Origin of the sequence: Rhodococcus sp. BP-241 (assembly GCF_019836145.1) — a bacterium.
Lineage (GTDB): Bacteria > Actinomycetota > Actinomycetes > Mycobacteriales > Mycobacteriaceae > Rhodococcoides.
Window position 1 is genome coordinate 52,633 of record NZ_JABUEI010000015.1, and the last position, 16,332, is coordinate 68,964.

Annotated in this window: 20 protein-coding genes; 8 read left to right on the forward strand and 12 right to left on the reverse strand. The window is 69.5% G+C overall.

From position 1 onward, the window contains the following. Positions 1–4 precede the first annotated feature (4 nt). Positions 5–916: a DUF5926 family protein gene (locus HQ308_RS21220; RefSeq protein WP_222647813.1), complete on the forward strand. Its 912-nt coding sequence runs from the start codon at positions 5–7 to the stop codon at positions 914–916. A gap of 3 nt (positions 917–919) precedes the next feature. Here the strand turns inward: HQ308_RS21220 and HQ308_RS21225 are convergent, their stop codons facing one another. The 4 genes from HQ308_RS21225 to HQ308_RS21240 are packed head-to-tail and all read right to left on the reverse strand — an operon-like array spanning position 920 to position 4,457. After that, positions 920–1,513 carry a ferritin gene (locus tag HQ308_RS21225; RefSeq protein ID WP_081821499.1) on the reverse strand — a complete coding sequence of 198 codons (594 nt, stop codon included), beginning with the start codon at positions 1,511–1,513 and terminating at the stop codon, positions 920–922. 42 nt (positions 1,514–1,555) lie between these two features. Continuing rightward, entirely contained in the window at positions 1,556–2,842 is a 1,287-nt protein-coding gene (locus tag HQ308_RS21230) for an LCP family protein (protein WP_222647815.1), read from the reverse strand. Between the two features lie 25 nt (positions 2,843–2,867). Continuing rightward, on the reverse strand, positions 2,868–3,650 hold the full coding sequence (locus HQ308_RS21235; RefSeq protein ID WP_222647829.1) for a CPBP family intramembrane glutamic endopeptidase: 783 nt from the start codon (positions 3,648–3,650) through the stop codon (positions 2,868–2,870). A 30-nt stretch (positions 3,651–3,680) separates the two neighbouring features. Then, positions 3,681–4,457 (reverse strand): DUF2470 domain-containing protein, encoded by a 777-nt coding sequence (locus tag HQ308_RS21240; RefSeq protein WP_027507320.1) that lies wholly within the window; start codon positions 4,455–4,457, stop codon positions 3,681–3,683. An 88-nt stretch (positions 4,458–4,545) separates the two neighbouring features. On the opposite strand from HQ308_RS21240, the gene HQ308_RS21245 reads away from it, so the two are divergent. From HQ308_RS21245 to HQ308_RS21255, 3 genes are read left to right on the forward strand one after another with little or no spacing between them, the layout of a single operon-like run. Beyond that, on the forward strand, positions 4,546–5,241 hold the full coding sequence (locus HQ308_RS21245; protein ID WP_222647817.1) for a hypothetical protein: 696 nt from the start codon (positions 4,546–4,548) through the stop codon (positions 5,239–5,241). 1 nt (position 5,242) lies between these two features. Then, positions 5,243–6,160, forward strand: a complete 918-nt coding sequence (gene pheA / locus HQ308_RS21250) for a prephenate dehydratase (protein WP_308115853.1) — start codon at positions 5,243–5,245, stop codon at positions 6,158–6,160. Then, positions 6,157–6,819, forward strand: coding sequence for a histidine phosphatase family protein (locus tag HQ308_RS21255; RefSeq protein WP_222632562.1), 663 nt, complete (start codon positions 6,157–6,159; stop codon positions 6,817–6,819). Before pheA ends, HQ308_RS21255 begins: the two co-directional genes overlap by 4 nt. Here the strand turns inward: HQ308_RS21255 and HQ308_RS21260 are convergent. The 5 genes from HQ308_RS21260 to HQ308_RS21280 all read right to left on the reverse strand — a co-directional run bounded on the left by HQ308_RS21260 (position 6,762) and on the right by HQ308_RS21280 (position 10,729). After that, positions 6,762–7,592 (reverse strand): ESX secretion-associated protein EspG, encoded by an 831-nt coding sequence (locus HQ308_RS21260; RefSeq protein WP_222647819.1) that lies wholly within the window; start codon positions 7,590–7,592, stop codon positions 6,762–6,764. The two genes, HQ308_RS21255 and HQ308_RS21260, sit on opposite strands and share 58 nt — an antisense overlap. Continuing rightward, complete coding sequence (locus HQ308_RS21265) at positions 7,589–8,770, reverse strand: PPE domain-containing protein (RefSeq protein ID WP_222647821.1); 1,182 nt, start codon at positions 8,768–8,770, stop codon at positions 7,589–7,591. The genes HQ308_RS21260 and HQ308_RS21265 overlap by 4 nt, the downstream gene beginning before the upstream one ends. Then, entirely contained in the window at positions 8,767–9,078 is a 312-nt protein-coding gene (locus HQ308_RS21270) for a PE domain-containing protein (protein ID WP_027507316.1), read from the reverse strand. The genes HQ308_RS21265 and HQ308_RS21270 overlap by 4 nt, the downstream gene beginning before the upstream one ends. 84 nt (positions 9,079–9,162) lie before the next feature. Further along, positions 9,163–9,495 carry a metallopeptidase family protein gene (locus HQ308_RS21275; protein WP_081821502.1) on the reverse strand — a complete coding sequence of 111 codons (333 nt, stop codon included), beginning with the start codon at positions 9,493–9,495 and terminating at the stop codon, positions 9,163–9,165. A 13-nt stretch (positions 9,496–9,508) separates the two neighbouring features. After that, positions 9,509–10,729 carry a septum formation family protein gene (locus tag HQ308_RS21280; protein WP_222647823.1) on the reverse strand — a complete coding sequence of 407 codons (1,221 nt, stop codon included), beginning with the start codon at positions 10,727–10,729 and terminating at the stop codon, positions 9,509–9,511. A 35-nt stretch (positions 10,730–10,764) separates the two neighbouring features. Here HQ308_RS21280 and HQ308_RS21285 point away from each other — a divergent pair, with 35 nt between their 5' ends. Further along, entirely contained in the window at positions 10,765–11,175 is a 411-nt protein-coding gene (locus HQ308_RS21285) for an ankyrin repeat domain-containing protein (protein WP_027507313.1), read from the forward strand. A 28-nt stretch (positions 11,176–11,203) separates the two neighbouring features. Continuing rightward, positions 11,204–12,466 (forward strand): serine--tRNA ligase, encoded by a 1,263-nt coding sequence (gene serS / locus HQ308_RS21290; protein WP_222632571.1) that lies wholly within the window; start codon positions 11,204–11,206, stop codon positions 12,464–12,466. A gap of 115 nt (positions 12,467–12,581) precedes the next feature. On the opposite strand, the gene HQ308_RS21295 is transcribed toward serS, so the two are convergent. Both HQ308_RS21295 and HQ308_RS21300 read right to left on the reverse strand, forming a co-directional pair. Next, positions 12,582–12,977, reverse strand: coding sequence for a hypothetical protein (locus HQ308_RS21295; RefSeq protein WP_308115854.1), 396 nt, complete (start codon positions 12,975–12,977; stop codon positions 12,582–12,584). A gap of 63 nt (positions 12,978–13,040) precedes the next feature. Further along, positions 13,041–13,604: a TetR/AcrR family transcriptional regulator gene (locus HQ308_RS21300; RefSeq protein WP_056440719.1), complete on the reverse strand. Its 564-nt coding sequence runs from the start codon at positions 13,602–13,604 to the stop codon at positions 13,041–13,043. Between the two features lie 67 nt (positions 13,605–13,671). Here HQ308_RS21300 and HQ308_RS21305 point away from each other — a divergent pair, with 67 nt between their 5' ends. Further along, positions 13,672–14,685 (forward strand): NADP-dependent oxidoreductase, encoded by a 1,014-nt coding sequence (locus HQ308_RS21305; protein ID WP_222647824.1) that lies wholly within the window; start codon positions 13,672–13,674, stop codon positions 14,683–14,685. Positions 14,686–14,746: 61 nt separating this feature from the next. Next, positions 14,747–15,505 (forward strand): 1-acyl-sn-glycerol-3-phosphate acyltransferase, encoded by a 759-nt coding sequence (locus tag HQ308_RS21310; RefSeq protein ID WP_027507308.1) that lies wholly within the window; start codon positions 14,747–14,749, stop codon positions 15,503–15,505. Here HQ308_RS21310 and HQ308_RS21315 read toward each other — a convergent pair whose 3' ends face one another. After that, on the reverse strand, positions 15,506–15,934 hold the full coding sequence (locus HQ308_RS21315; protein WP_027507307.1) for a VOC family protein: 429 nt from the start codon (positions 15,932–15,934) through the stop codon (positions 15,506–15,508). Positions 15,935–16,332 lie beyond the last annotated feature (398 nt).

The following is a 16,332-nucleotide window of genomic DNA, read 5'->3' on the forward strand; positions in this document are numbered from 1 at the left end:
GCTCGTGGGTAAGAAGAGCAAGAGAAACAGCGGACCGAAGCCCGACAGTCGACGCGCGGAGCTGCTGGAACAGCGCAGAGCCGAGCGTGAGGCGCTGTCGTCCGCGCCGGTGCGGCCGTTCGAGGGCCTCGCCTTCGAGTGCGACATCGTGGCGATGCGCGAGTTCGTCGCCTCCGCGTCGGCATCCCTCCCGGTGACGGGAAGCGACCGTCCCTTCACCCTCGCGACCGTGCTCCCCGGTGCCGTCGCCGCACTCGTGCGTGACGACGAGCAGAAGAACGCGTTCGTCGCGATGCAGGTCCAGACCTTCTCGGAGGATCTGTCGGCCGACCTCGCCGCCTCCGTCGTGTGGGCCTCCTCGGCGACGCCCGGAACCTCGACGGCGGCGTCGAACCCGTCCGCCGAGACGCCCGCGCTCACGGAACTCGTGGACGCGACGTCGCCCCTGGACATCACCGTCCACAAGGACTTCTGGTGGTGGATCCCGGAGGGCGCGGGAGCGGACCCCGAGGTCGACGCCACCATCGAGCGCGCCAACGGTGCGATCCTCCCGTCCGCCCGCATCACGGCCGACGGTGTGTCCGCGGCCTGGTGGGTCGACGCCGGCGACAAGGCGCACATCCGCTGGGTCCGCCCCGAGGACGAGGATCAGTTGATGATCGCGCTGGCTCGCTTGCAGTCGGTGGGTGAACTGCATGTGGGGGAGGGATCGCGCTTCGCCGGCTCGTTCCGTACCCGCGGCCTGCTCGTGCCCGTCTTCGACCTCGATCCCGAGGTTCATCCCGACGAATGGGCAACGGGCACAGCGGCTCTCGGCCGCAGGCTCGACGAGACCCTGGCCGACACCAGCGAGCTCACCTCCGAGCAGCGGCGCGCCCGTGACGGCCTGCGCAGCCGCCAGGTCACCCTGCGCTGACGATCAGGCGAGTCCCCCGGCGGCCCTCGGCGCGTTGCCGCCGCCGCGGGACTCGCTCGTCATCTCGCGGGCGATGAAGTCCTCGATGTGGAAGAGGTTCTCGCCGGCACGGTCGACGATGGTGAGCAGCGTCGTCATCGACGCCACCTCTTCGATCTGCTCGGCGAGGAACCACTGCATGAACTGCTCGCCCAGGTAGTCGCCGGTGTCGCGGGCGGTGCGTGCCAGCGTCGTGATCTGCTCGGTGACCTTCTTCTCCTGCCGCAGCGCCAGCTCGACCGGCTCGCGCACCGACCCGAACGCGTTCACGACGTCGTCGACCCCGGGCACCCGGACCTCGAGGTCGTTGTCCAGCAGGTACTGGATCATCATCATGGCGTGGCCGCGTTCCTCGTCGGCCTGGGCGTAGAACCGCGCGGCGAGCTGCGGCAGATCCGCCCCGTCGAAGTGGACCGCGATCGCGATGTACTGCTGCGAGGCGGTGAACTCGTGTCGCACCTGTTCACGGAGGAGAAGGTGGAACGCGCTGGACTCCCTGTCGTGGAACACCCCGGAATCCCGGGCGTCGGAGGCAGCGGACACGTCGTCGAGGCTCATGACGACACACGGTACTGGGTCGAGCGTGTCCGTCGGGACGCGTCATCCGCCGCCGACGAGGTCGGGGGGCAGCTGCTGATCGGTGGCCAGGAGCTCGAAGAACCGGGACGCCCGCTCGCGGTCGGACAGCAGGACGTTGCCCGAGCCGTCGACGTCCTCGAACCCGGAGACGGGAATGGTGGTGGTGACCATCTCCCCGCGCAGCGCCCAGCCGAGGGACGCCAGATTCCAGATGTGGTCGCCGTCGTCGACCTGCAGCGACTTCACGACCCCCCGTACCAGCGGCACCGCCCGGAACGGGTTCAGGAAGGTGGTCGGGCTGGTCGCCTTCGAGAGCAACGACGACAGGAAAAGTCGTTGGTTGTTCATCCGATCGATGTCGGCGAGTGCCGTCGCGCGGCTGCGGACGAAGCCGAGCGCCTGCGGACCCGAGAGCTCCTGGCAGCCCGCACGCAGATCGATTCCTGCCAGGGGGTCGACGATGTCGTAGGGCACGCAGATGTCCACCCCGCCGATCGCGTCGACCATGTCGGCGAACCCGCCGAAGCCCACCTCGGCGTAGTGGTCGATGCGCAGGCCCGTCACACCCTCCACGGTCTGCACCAGCAGCGGCGCGCCGCCGAGGGAGAACGAGGCGTTGAGCTTGTCGGTGCCGTTGCCGGGAATCGGCACGTACCAGTCGCGCGGGAGGCTGACCATCGTGGTCGGGCCGCTCGCCGGCACGTGAATCAGCAGGATCGTGTCGGTCCGGCCCGCACCGATGTCCCCACCGGTCGCGAGTTCGGCCTCCTGCTCGGGAGTGAGTCCGGTACGACTGTCCGATCCGACGAGCAGCCAGTTGGTCCCCGGGGTGTCTCCCGGGCGACCCTCGTAGTTCCCGAGCGCGTCGACTCGGGACAGCGACGTGTCCGCCCAGACGGCGCCCCCGACGACGAGCAGGAGCAACACCACCAGGGCGATGCCTATGCGGCGACCCCACCGTGGCCGCCTGCGTCGACGCGTCGGCTCGGGCGGCACCTGGCGCGGCGGAACCGGGGCGGGAGCAGGGGCGCGGCCTCGATCGGCCGGCCCACGCCCGTCGTCGTACGGTCGCCGGTCGTCCCGGTACCGATCGTCACGCCGTGGCGCGTCCCGCGCCGGGGGAACCGCCGACCACGCCCGCGGATCCTGCCGGGGTGGTGGCTGCTGAGGACCCCGCTGCACACGGGTCTGGTCGGCCCACCCCGGAGGGCTGCCCGCCCGTCGCCGCACCACCGGCGGTTCCTCCGGACCCGGACGGCGAGGGGGTGGCGGTCGCCGCCGCGGGTCGTACGGAGGTTGCTGGCTCATCCGGCGACTCTAACCGGCCGACCTGTCAGCCCGGCAGCCACGAAACGTGATCCCGCAGGGCGGCGAACCCCACGAACGCCACGATGTCGATGAGGGCGTGGGCGATCACGAGGGGCCACAGTCGACCGGTGCGCTGGAAGTACCGGCCGAAGATCAGACCCATGACGAGGTTGCCGACGCCCGCCCCGAAGCCCTGGTAGAGGTGGTAGCTCCCGCGCAACACGGCCGACGCGAGCAGCGATCGGTTGTCGGTCCACCCGAGGGCGCGCAGCCGCGAGATCAGCCACGCCACCACCAGGACCTCCTCGGCGACCGAGTTGGCCACCGCGGAGAGCGTCAGCGTGATCGGGCGCCACCACACGTCGTTCAAGGTGCTCGGCAGCACCGTGACGTTGAGATCCAGTGCGACGGCGACGAGGTAGAACAGCAGGCCCGGGATGCCGATGATCGCGGCGAGCCCCACGCTGTGCAGCACGTGCGGGCGCAGGCGGGGACGTGCGAAGCCGATGGCGCGTGGCCCGATTCCGCTGCGCCACAACAGGTACAGACCGAGTGCCCCCCATGCGCAGAGCCGGACGACGCCGATCAGTTGACGGAGGAAGTCGATCGGTCCGAGAGTCGACTGCGGCACGTTGATCGCCACGGTCTGGTCCGACAGGGCGCCCTGCTCGAGCGCGCTCTCGACGAGAGAGAGAATGCTCGACAGTCCGCTGAGCCCGAACGTGAACAGCAGGACGACGACGATCTCGATCCGGATCGACCGTGGCGACTCGGTGGTGGGTGTCTTCTCCGGATGCACCCGGTCGATTGTGCCCGTGACCCGTCTCGAGGGTCGTGGTCAGTGGTGGTCGCGCGCCCGCAGGCCGTTCATGAACGGGCATCCGGCGAGCACGCGCAGCGCGCGACCGAGCTCGGTCACGTCGGACACGGGGTTCGCGAACGGCACCCGCACATCGTGGTCCTGGCCCTGCCCCTCCACCCGGATCCCGACGCCGTAGCGGTCGATGCTCAGCGGCCGGGCGCGACCGATGCGCAACGACGGTGGGAGTCGCCGCGCGATCTGCTCGACCATGTCCGAGTGGTCGCTGTCGAGGTGCTGCAGCCAGCCTCCCTCGACCTCCCAGAACGGATCGGGATCGGCGTTCATGAGGTCGCGTACCGGCACCGGCTCCGCCCCCGTTGCATCGGCCACGACGACGGACTCGAGCAGCAGACGCAGCAGGATGCCGCTGTGTCCGATGTCGAGCAGTCCGGCGTGCGGGTACTGGGAGGCGACCGCCGCGGCGACCGCACGCTCGGCGGTGTCCGGGACGCGGCGCAGCTCACCGCTGAGCCAGACCAGCGAGCGCACGGGTTCGCGCAGGTCCAGGGGAGTGTGGTCGGTCAGTTCGAGCACGGCGGGGATCCCCGCGGAGCCGGCCTGGAAGGACACGGCCCCCACGGTGCTGTCCGCGGGCACCACCATGACGATCTCGCCTGGCGAGCGCAGGAAGTGCATGGTCGTGGCGACGGGTGCGCTGCCCTCCACCGCCAGGACGGTGTGCTCGGCACGCAGACACACGCTGCGCACCCGCTCGGCGGTGGACGGCGCGGTGGTGGTGACGACACCGTTCATGACGGCCCCCTCGGGTGGAAGTAATTAGGTAAGGGTTAGCTAACCAGCCCTCGCGCCGGTGCGCAAGACGTCGAACTAGACTCGGAGCGTGCCCACGATGCTGACCCTGGGCGTGCGCCCCCGGCGAGATCCCGAGGCCCTGTTCGCCGACCTGCTCGTCGCGACCGTCGACGACGTGGCGACGGCGGAGGCCCTCGAACCGCACCCACTTGTCGGAACGGCCTGTGTCCCGCTGAGTGCGGTGGACGACTCGGCCGCCCTCGAACGGTTCCTCGTACGACTGGACGTGGCTCCGCCCGACGAGCCGCCCTCGGTGCGCGCCTACGTGGTCGAGGCGACCGCCGAGCAGTTGGGCGACGCGGTGGCGATCGCGCCGGGCTCGTCCGTCGTCGTGCTCTGTCCGGACGGCGACGTCGTGGAGACGACGGCGCTCGTCGATCGGGCCGGTCGGCATCCCGGCCTGGACGCGGGGTGGTCCGAGGATCGGGTCGCCGACTTCCTCGCGGTCGTCGCGCACGCGGAACACGGGTTCTTCGCCGTCGCGACCGACACGTCCTCGGTGCTCGCCGTGCTCGCCGGAACGGTGGCCGCACTGCGCGGCGACGACGTCCGCAGCGCGCTCCGCTCCCCGTATCTGGCCGCGCTGGTGGCCCTTCATCCCGACGCCGCGGCCGCGACCCGAGAGGTCCTTCTCGGTGTCCTGGTGCCGAACGCCGGGAACATCGCACACGAACTTCGCCGTCGGATCGACGAGATCACCGGCGACGCGGCGGGGGACGCGTAGCGTGACCGGGGTGCGCATCGCCTACTTCGGACCCTCGGGAACGTTCACCGAGATGGCCCTGGGGAAGCTCGAGGCGGACGGGGCGTTCGGCGCTCCCGTCGAGCGCGTCAGTGCGTCGAGCCCGCCCGCCACCCTCGAACTGGTGCGCTCCGGTGCGGCCGACGGCGCCGTGGTGCCCATCGAGAACTCGGTGCAGGGCTCGGTCCCGCCCACCCTCGACGCGCTCGCGATCGGGGACCGGCTGCAGATCCTCGCGGAGACCGAACTCGACGTGGCCTTCACCATCGTCGCTCGTCCGGGCACCGCCATGGCGGACGTCCGCACGATCCGGGCCTACCCCCACGCCGCCGCCCAGGTCCAGCAGTGGATCGCCGCCACCATGCCCGATGCTCAGGTGGAGTTCGCGTCGTCCAATGCCGGTGCGGCCGAGGACGTCGCGTCCGGACTCGCCGACGCCGCGGTGTCCACCGGTCTGGCGGGCCGACGGCACGGACTCGACGTACTGGCCGACGGCGTGGCCGACGTGGAGAACGCACGGACCCGCTTCGTGTACGTCACGCGCCCGTGCCCGCCGCCTGCGCCCACGGGGGCGGATCGCACTGCCGTGGTGCTCACTCCCGCCAACAGGCCCGGCACGTTGGTGTCCGCGCTGGCCGAGTTCAGCACGCGCGACATCGATCTGACGTTCATCGAGTGTCGCCCTCTCCGTACGCATCTGGGCACCTACCGCTTCTACATCGACTGCGTCGGCCACATCGACGACGTCGCGGTGGCGGACGCCCTGCGGGTCCTGCACTCGCGCACCGACGTGCGGTTCCTCGGCTCCTGGCCCAGCGCGCACGTCGCCGCCGGCGGTCCTCGCCCCACCGACGACCGCGGCCGGGACTGGTTGGACGCGTTGCGACGGGGAGATCGGTGAGCGGCCGACTCGTCCTGGTGCGGCACGGTCAGACCCACTCGAACGTCGCTCGTCGTCTCGACACTCTGCCGCCCGGCGCGGAGCTGACCGAGCTCGGACACCGACAGGCGCGGGAGTACGCCCGGACGGTGACGCGGACCCCGGCCGCCGTGGTGTCGTCCATCGCCGTCCGCGCACGTCAGACCGCGCAGTACCTGGCCGACGCGACCGGTACGCCGCTGACGGTGCGCGACGGTCTGCAGGAGACGTTCGTCGGCGACCTCGAGGACCGCAGCGCCGAGGAGGACCACGCCCGCTTCACCGCGGTGTATCGCGCCTGGCTGGACGGTGACCTCGATGCCCGCCTGCCCGGGGGCGAGTCCGGCGCCGACGTGCTCGCCCGCTACGTGCCGGTACTGGACGAGCTCCGCGCCACCCACCTCGGCGACGATTCCGCCACCGTCCACGTGGTGAGTCACGGTGCTGCGATTCGGCTCGTCGCCGCGGTGCTGTCCGGGATCGATCGCGACTTCGCCGCCGACAACCATCTCGACAACACGGGGACCGTCGAACTGGTTCCCGCCGAGGATGTCTCGGCCTGGGACTGCGTGCGCTGGGGCGACTACACGCCCCCGTTCGAGACGAAGGGCAGCCGCACTCCCGACGATCCGATGGGCTGAGCGGACACACGGACCAGGTGGTCGTCGAGTATCGAGCGCCGTTCCAGCGAGGTGATCAGCGAGCGGAGTGCTCCGACGGTGCGTACCGGTGTCGCGGATCGCACGGACGTGCTCGATCGTCCGGTCGGATCCTGGACCGTGGTCGCGACGACACGGCCGGAGTCGCTGTCGTACACCGCGATCGACGGGTCGACCGTGGTGGTGACACCGTGATCGTGTCGGAGTCCGACGATCTCGGTGTGGCGGGTGCAGTGCGGGACGACGTCCTCGATACCGGCCGTGAGGACGTCGGTGTACTCGGTCAGCGGATCGATCGGCGCTCCTGCGGCGTCGCCGAGCCAGGCCGCGATCAGGGCGGCCATGTCGGTGTCGACCCGCGTGATCGTCACCGATCCCTCGCTCTCGGTCATCCACACCGGATCGTCGATGTCGTTGCCGCACAGACATCCTCGCCGGTTCTCGATGCCGGTGGAGTGGCCGACGATGCGGACGTCGACACTCCAGCGAGGCGCCGCCGCCGCACGGAGCATCGCGGCCAGATCACGGTGCAGGCCGCCGTCGGCTGACACCAGGAGACGATCGGCGAGGCGTCGGGCGGCACTCGCGAGCACGGTCGCGCGATCGGCGACGGTCGCGCCGGCCGGGTGCCATCCGAGAACGGCAGGGAGAGAACGTCCTCCGATCGCCCCCACGAGATACGTCAGTTCGTTCGTGTCGAGCGTGAGCGAACCCTCGAGCGGGACGTCCCCGCCCAGCACCGGCGCCGCGCTCATCGCCGCGCCCCGATGACGGCGGGCACGACCGGAACTCCCGCCTCCTCCTCGACGACGGCAGGTGTCCTGCGGGCGTGCACGACATCGTCGGAGCCGAGCCTGCTGTGACCCACGGGAAGTCCCGCGCCGAACGGCGACCGGGCGTGCGCGGCGCCGGACACGGACGCGTCCTGTCCCGCTGACACCGCCGTGTCCGATCCGACGCCCGCACCGAGGAACGGTGACGGCGTCCGTGCGAACGAGCCACCGGCGGCGTGCACGGAGCCACCCTGTCCGCTGCCACCTCGCCCGCCGCCGCCACCCCACCCGGTGGCGACCATCGGAACCTGCTGCGGCACAGCGTGGGTGATCGTCGGTGCCGCACCGGCCTGCGGTGCCGACGACAGAACGGAGGACAGCGTCGACCCGGCCTGCGCGGGCATCTGCTGGATCAGCGACGCCGCCCTCGTGACGGCGGGATCGTGTCCGATGCTGTCCGTGGTGAGGGGCGACCGGTGACCCTGGTGCGCCGCCCCGTCCGAGAATCCATGCTTCTGCCGGTCGGATCCGCTGTCGTCCGACGGCGGTGTCCCGGCCTCGCCCGGCACCGGCCCGTGACCGGGGACAGCAGAGATGACCGTGGAGGTGGCCGCGGTGACCGCCGTGGTGATCTGCGGGGGCATCTGCAGACCGTCGGCGAGCGCGAGCGGCGCCGTCGCCGCTTCGTACGCCTCCATGACCAGGGCGGCGCGGAGATCGAGCGCGGCGTCGGCGGCATCGGCAGCCTGCGCCGCGCCGGTGAGGGCGCCGCCGGTGGCGTACGCGGTGGTGCGTCCGGCCTTCACCGCGGCGATCTCCGGCAGTGTCGGCATGACGGCGAGCGCGGTCACCACCGTCGCGGACTGGGCGGCGGCCCGAGCGGACACGGCCGCGGCGTGCTGCGCCGCTCCCGTGCCCCACGTCGCGAACGCCGTCATCCCCGCTCCGGCGGCGTCGGCGGCGTCCCCGTCCCACGTGGCTGCCAGTGCGGACGCGACACCGCTGACCGTCGCGGTGGCCGCGGCGAGTGCCGTGGCCACCGCGGCCCACGCCGTGCCGGCGGCGGCCAGCGGAGCGGGGCCGGCACCCGCGAGCAGTGCGGCCGAGTTCACCGCCGCGGTACGCGGGAGCCAGAACACCCCGGTGGGCCCGGCCGTCACGCGGTGCCCGCGGTCAGGGCCGTGGAGAACGACGCGTCGACCTCGCGGTAGGCCGCCGCCTGGACTCGCAGGGCAGCCGCCGTCTCGCGGAGCTCGGTCACCGCCGCGGACGTCGAGGTGTCGAGAGACTGCGCGGTCGACCAGAAGTAGCGTGCAGCCAGCGCGGACACCTCGTCGCTGCCCGCGGGAGGAGGACGGAGCGCGACGGACGCGGAGGCGAGAGACGATGCCAGGCGCATCGCCGCGGCATCGAGTTCCGACGCGGCCGCGAGCAGCGCCTCGGGATCGACGAGTACGTGGCCGGGCATGGGGTCTCCGTTCGAGCGTCCGGTCGGATCTCGAGACTTGGACGCGCGACGGCGGGAATCGGTTCCGCGGGTGGAGAACGGAGCTCAGCCGAAGCCGAGTTCGTGCAGGCGATCGTCGTCGATGCCGAAGTGGTGCCCGATCTCGTGAGCGACGGTCACCGCGATCTCGCGGCGCGCGTCGTCCTCGTCACGGGCGATGTCGAGGATCGGCAGTCGGTAGATCGTGATGACGTCCGGCAGGTGCCCGCTGTACTCGAACCGTTCGGTCAGAGCGACGCCCTCGTACAGACCCAGGAGATCCTCCGTCGGGTGCTCGTCCTCGACCAGCACGACGACGTTGTTCATGTATGCGGCCAGCTCGTCCGGGAGAGTGTCCAGCGCATCGCCGACCGCGTTCTCGAACTCCGCTTCGGACATGCTGACCGACACGTCACGCACCGGGCAGGGGAGACGCTCCGGGGAGCGGGATCGGCAGGCTGCGGCCGTCCGGAACGGGAGGCGGCGGAACCGGCGCGGCGCCGTCGATGGTGATGTCGCCCTTCGCCGAGCCGACGATGGACGCGAACCCGCCCGACTCGACCTCCTTGCCGATGGAGCAGCTCACCTTCTTGCTGCCCGCCAACCAGCTCGAGGCGTCGACGTTGTCCCAGAACAGCGTCAGTGTCTTCTCCCGGAGAACGTCCGGACCGCCCAGGTAGGTGTCCGACGCCTGGGTGCACGTGGGTTCGAGATAGCGGTCCTGGTCCTCGACGGACGGTAGTCCGCCGGGGAACTGCGCGGCGAGATCCACCACCGACACCACCTCGAAGGCGTGCGGAGCGGTGCAGTCGATCGGGTCTGTCGGCACGCCCGACTCGACGCCGACGCAACTACCGGTCTCCCAGACCATCGACTGGTCCTGGTCGGCGACGCTGCCGGTCATCACCTGCAGCGCGCTGGTCGCGCCGGTCTGTTGGATGCCGCACCGGATCGCGCGCTCGCCCGCGGCCCACCCGGCCTGGCTGGGGAACATGAGGCCGACCGAGTACTTGCCCGTGGGGTCGAAGCGGCCCCCGGTGTAGTCCTGCACCGCGGTCTCACAGTGTTCGTCGCGCAGGGAGGCGAAGCGGGCCGCGTCGGGATACGGCGATCCCGTCGCGAACTCGGCGACCGGGTACACCCCGAGGTCCACCGTCTCGGCGACCTCGAAGCGGTGCGGCTCCGCGCAACTCACCTCGGCGAGGTCCTGGCGGTCGGTGTCGGGGTCGTCGGTGGGAGTCCACTGCAGGCAGTCGCCCGCGTCGGACGAGCCGAAGGACGTCGTCGACGCGGTTCCGACGGTTCCTGCCGTGGACGGTGTGGCGAGCTTCTCGCTCCGGTCGAACCCACCGGACACACCGATGGTGACGGCGGCGGCTCCGATGGCGCCGATCGCGACCAGGGCGAGCAGCCGACGGGCGTTCGAGGCCTGGACGGTGCGGGGACCACTCTTCTCGTCCGTCGCGGTGTCGGTCTCGTCGGCCGTCGATGCCTCGGGTACCACCGCGTCGGGCGCGGACGTGTCGGATGTGGACGCGTCGGGTGTCGCGATCTCGGACGTCGGGGCGTCGTCGACCACCGGGCCGTCCTCGCCGGACGGGCTCGGGGTGGGATCTTCGGGCTTCGGAGACATCGGCTCCATCATGCCTGCCGGTAGGTTCGGACGGTATGAGTGGTGCTGATACCGAGGACACGGGGCTCGAGGCCGGGATCGAGGACCTCGCGACGCGCGTGTTCGACATGGCACGCAGCGGCGACACCGCCGCACTCACCGCGTACGTCGACGCGGGCGTGCCCGTGGATCTGACGAACGGATCCGGGGACACCCTGGTGATGCTGGCGGCCTATCACGGTCACGCCGAGAGCGTCGTGGCCCTCGCGCACCGCGGAGCCGACGTGAACCGCGCGAACGACAAGGGTCAGACCCCGCTCGCCGGTGCCGTGTTCAAGGGGGAGGACGAGGTCGTCCGGGCACTGGTCGACGCCGGAGCCGACGCCGATGCGGGGCATCCGACCGCGGTCGACGCCGCGCGCATGTTCGGCCGAGAGGACTACCTGGACGTCCTCGGACGAGGGTGACCACATCGCCCCAGTAGGCTGACGTCCCGTGATCGACCTCAGAGTTGTCCGCGAGGACCCCGACGCCGTCCGTCAGTCGCAGCGCACCCGTGGCGAGGATCCGTCCCTGGTGGACGCGTTGCTCGAGGCGGACACCGCGCGCCGGGCCGCCGTGTCGGCTGCCGACAACCTCCGTGCCGAGCACAAGGCGTTCGGTAAGAAGATCGGTAAGGCCACTCCCGACGAGCGCCCGGAACTTCTCGCGACGGCGTCCGCGCTCGCCGCACGGGTGAAGGAGGCGGAGGCCGAGCAGAATGCCGCCGACGCGGCTCTCGACACCGCACACCGTGCGATCTCCAACATCGTGCAGGAGGGCGCGCCGGCCGGCGGCGAGGACGACTTCGTCACCCTCGAGACGATCGGTGAGATCCCGACCATCGAGAATCCGAAGGACCACCTCGAGCTCGGCGAGGCTCTCGGGATCATCGACATGGAGCGCGGCGCCAAGGTGTCGGGCGCTCGGTTCTACTTCCTGACCGGTTACGGCGCACTGCTGCAGCTCGGTCTGCTGCAGCTCGCCGCCCAGAAGGCAGTGTCGAACGGGTTCACGATGGTCATCCCACCGGTGCTCGTGCGGCCGGAGATCATGGCCGGGACCGGCTTCCTGGGCGCGCACTCGTCGGAGATCTACCACTTGGGCGACGACGACCTCTACCTCGTCGGCACGTCGGAGGTGCCCCTCGCCGGCTACCACTCGGGCGAGATCCTCGATCTGAACGGCGGCCCGAAGCGCTATGCGGGATGGTCGTCGTGCTTCCGCCGCGAGGCCGGCAGCTACGGCAAGGACACCCGCGGCATCATCCGTGTCCACCAGTTCGACAAGGTGGAGATGTTCGTCTACACCCGTCCCGAGGACGCGGACGCGGAACACCAGCGGCTCCTCGGCTGGGAGAAGGAGATGCTCGCCGCGGTCGAGTTGCCGTACCGCGTCATCGACACCGCCGGCGGCGACCTGGGATCGTCGGCTGCGCGCAAGTTCGACTGCGAGGCATGGCTTCCCACGCAGAACACCTACCGTGAACTCACGTCCACCTCGAACTGCACCACGTTCCAGGCGCGTCGACTCGGTGTTCGTTACCGCGACGAGAACGGGAAGCCGCAGACGGCGGCGACGCTCAACGGGACTCTGGCCACGACGCGGTGGATCTCCGCGATCCTCGAGAACCACCAGCAGCCCGACGGCAGCGTCAAGATCCCGGCTGCGCTCGTCCCGTTCGTCGGCACCGACGTCCTGCGTCCGCCGACTTCATAGCCATACTGCACGTGAACGCACCCGATCGTGACTGGATCTGCCCTGTCGCAGGTTTCCGATCGATCGGGTGCGCTCACGTGCATCTGTGAGGCCGAGAATCAGCAGTGCGGGTTCGCTACTCGTCCCGTGTCGGCGGTTCGGGGACCAGGACGTCGTCTGCCGGCAGCGGGACGGCGAGTTCCACCATCCGCTCCGGATACGACGGGTAGGCGGGACGGATCCACACCTTGGTGTCGTCCAACTGCGTCATGACCATCCGACGCCACTGCCATTCCGGTGTCGCACGCCGGAGATCCAGCTCGCCGACAAGCGGTAACGGCGCACGCGCCCAGTAGGGCACGGACAGCGAGCTCAGCCCGCGCGCTTCGAGAACGTCGATTGCCGCCTCGAGCTGCACGTCTTGGGCGATCACGTGGCCGACAGGGTTGACGGCGTCCACGAGTTCGCCGTCGTCGCGAGCCATGTCGGAGACGGTCCACCCCACGAGCTCACCGTCCGATGCTCTGGTCACGGGGAGTCGGCTACGCCACCGGTCGATATCCACTTCCTCGACGGTACCGATGTCCGCGTCGGCTCATGATTCCCAGGACCGCGCCAACTTCCGTGCCGAGGCGATGATTGCGCGTGCCTCGTCCCGGTCGACGCGTGCCTGCAGGAGTGCGCCCGAGCTCATCGTCACCAGAATGCGAGCCCGATTCTCGGGATCGTCGTCACCCCGGTTCACCAGGGCGTCGGTGACCGCATCGGTGAGTCGCCGACGGTAGGCGTCGACGACGGCGGCGAGGGTGTCGTCGTGCGCGGCGGATCCCGCAGCAGTGTTGACCAGAAGACAGCCGCGACGTGGTGCTTCGGCATCGAGGTTCTCGAGTTCGACGTCCATCGACGCGAAGTACGCGTCCAGACCGTCGTCGGTACGCAACAGGGCGAGCCGCGGTGCCACCACCGTGTCGAGATAGTCCTGCACCGCTGCGTCGAACAGGCCGCGCTTGCTGGTGAACGCGTGATAGATGCTGGACCGGGACAGCCCGGTCGCCGCCTCGAGTTCGGGCAGAGATGCGCCATCGAAGCCTCTGTGCCAGAACACATCCCGCGCATCAGTGACGACCTGCGCCGCATCGAACGTCGCTCTCCTACCCATCTGTCACCTTTCGTCGGTGAGGCGTACGGTATTTACTGTACCGAACGATCCACAAAAGGAGTATTTCGTGAAGAGCGCCCAGATCCAGCTCGTGTCCCGCCCCACCGGGTGGCCTACTGCTGACAACTTCCGGTCGGTCACAGTCGACCTTCCCGACCTCGAGCCGGGCCAGGTGCGCGTCGCGAACGACTTCATGTCGGTCGATCCGTACATGCGCGGGCGCATGAACGACGTCAAGTCGTACGTACCGCCCTTCGCTCTCCACGAGACGATGACCGGTGGCGCCGTCGGTCGAGTTCTCGAGAGCCGGTCGGACGACGTCGCTGTGGGGAGTGTCGTGGTGCATCAGCTGGGATGGCGTGACATCGCGCAGGGAGAGGCCTCGGCTTTCCGTACGGTCCGTGAGATCGACGGCGTTCCGACCTCGGCCTACCTGGGAATTCTCGGTATGACGGCCCTGACCGCGTACGTCGGACTGCAGGACATTGCCGGGATGAAGCAGGGCGACACGGTGTTCGTCTCGGGCGCTGCCGGAGCAGTGGGAAGCGCGGTGGGTCAGATCGCCCGCATTCTCGGCGCCGGACGGGTCATCGGCTCTGCGGGCTCTGCGGAGAAGGTCGACCTTCTGACCGGTAAGTACGGCTTCGACGCGGCATTCGACTACAAGCAGGCTCCGGTTCGCGACCAGCTGCGTACGGCGGCCCCGGACGGCATCGACGTGTACTTCGACAACGTCGGCGGCGACCACCTCGAAGCGGCGCTCGACGCGTTCAACGACGGTGGCAGGACCGCACTGTGCGGAGCGATATCCGCCTACAACACTGTGGGAACGACGCCGGGGCCGGACAACATGTCGAACATCGTGACCCGCGGTCTCACCCTGCAGGGATTCACGGTCGGCAACTACCTGCACCGGTTCCCCCAGTTCGCGGAGGACATGGGGACGTGGCTCTCCGAGGGTCGCGTGACCTTCGACGAGACGGTCGTGCACGGCATCGAGAACACGGTGGAGGCGTTCCTGGGGATGCTGCGCGGGGCGAACACCGGGAAGATGGTCGTGGCGGTGGGCAACTCCCGCTGACGGAGTGCCCTACCGGACGAGCCCCTCTCGGGGGCGGCGACGAGCCGCTACGCTGCACCGTGTGGACCCCGTCTATCGCACTGTCATCGGAATCGCTCGCACCGTCTTCGCGGCGCAGGGGCTGAAGTTCGACGTCGAGGGCGCGGAGAACATCCCCGCTCGGGGTGGCGCCGTGATCGCCATCAACCACACGGGCTACCTGGACTTCACCTACGCCGGCCTGCCTGCGCGGAAGCACAAGCGGTACATCCGGTTCATGGCGAAGAAGGAAGTGTTCGACAACCCCAAGTCGGGGCCGATCATGCGCTCTCTCAAGCACATCGCGGTCGACCGCGCCGCCGGCGCGGAGTCCTACCGGGCTGCGGTCGACGCGTTGTCGCGAGGCGAACTGGTGGGGGTCTATCCCGAAGCCACGATCAGTCGCAGCTTCGAGATCAAGGAGTTCAAGTCGGGCGCTGCCCGGATGGCGATCGAGGCCGGGGTCCCCGTGATTCCGGTGGTCATCTGGGGCGCGCAGCGTGTGTGGACCAAGGGGTTCCCGAAAAAGCTCGGACGCACGAAGACCCCGATCTCCATCGCGGTGGGAGAGCCGATCGCGCCGACCATGTCGGCCGGTGACCTCACCGCCCACCTGCGATCGACGATGCAGACCATGCTCGCCGACGTGCAGAAGAACTATCACCATCCCGCCGGCGAGTACTGGGTACCGGCCCGTCTCGGGGGGACGGCCCCGACCCTCGAGGAAGCCGACAAGTTGGATGCCGTCGACCTCGAGGCTCGGATGGCAGCGCGAGACGAGCGCAAGCGCGCCTCGGACTGACTAGCTGTTGGGACCGGCGATCTCCAGGGCGATGTTGTCGGGATCCCGGAACTCGAGGATCGCCATGCCGGCGTCACCGAGATCCTTCACCGGCTCGTGCTCGATGCCCAGGGTGTCCAGCAGTGCGGCGGCGTCGTGCAGATCCTGCAACGACGCGACACTGAAGCTGAGATGGTCCAGGCCGGCGCGGTCCTCGGCGAACGTGTCGTCACCCGGAGCCACGGGGCGCAGACCGAGCAGCCCGCCGCCGAACTTGTAGATGACTCCGCCGAAGAGGAACCCCAGCGCTTCCTTCGTCGCCTCGTCCGGGTTCGGCGGGAGCTCGAAGGCCACCTCGAAACCGAAGACGTCGTCGTAGAACTTCCGCGAGGTCGCGATGTCACTGACAGTGAGTCGCACATGGTTGTAGTCGACTGCTGCGATAGGCACGAGCTACTCCGTTCCGGTGCGCCTGCCGACACGACCATCGGGCCGGCTCGGGCGCACTCTGGAGGTATTCGTGGCCGTGCATGAGAGCGATGTGTCGGCCTCTCGCACTGTTCGACACGCCGTGACCAGGCGATTTGCATCTCGCGAATCACTCACGTAACTTTCTTCGAGTCAGAGCGACACGGACACCGACCGAAGGCCTTACGGGGCTGGGCGAACGAGGTGGGACGGAGTCGCATGGCCGATCGGACAGAAAAGGTTCGTCTGCACCTCGTGTAGGCTGAGCGTACAGTCCAACTTCCTGATCCACGTGGTGCCTGGTGTTTGACTCGGGTGTTGCGGTGTGGTTAGGCTGGAACGGTTGCCCCGGATCCTCCTGCTTCGTGTGGGTGGTGGTG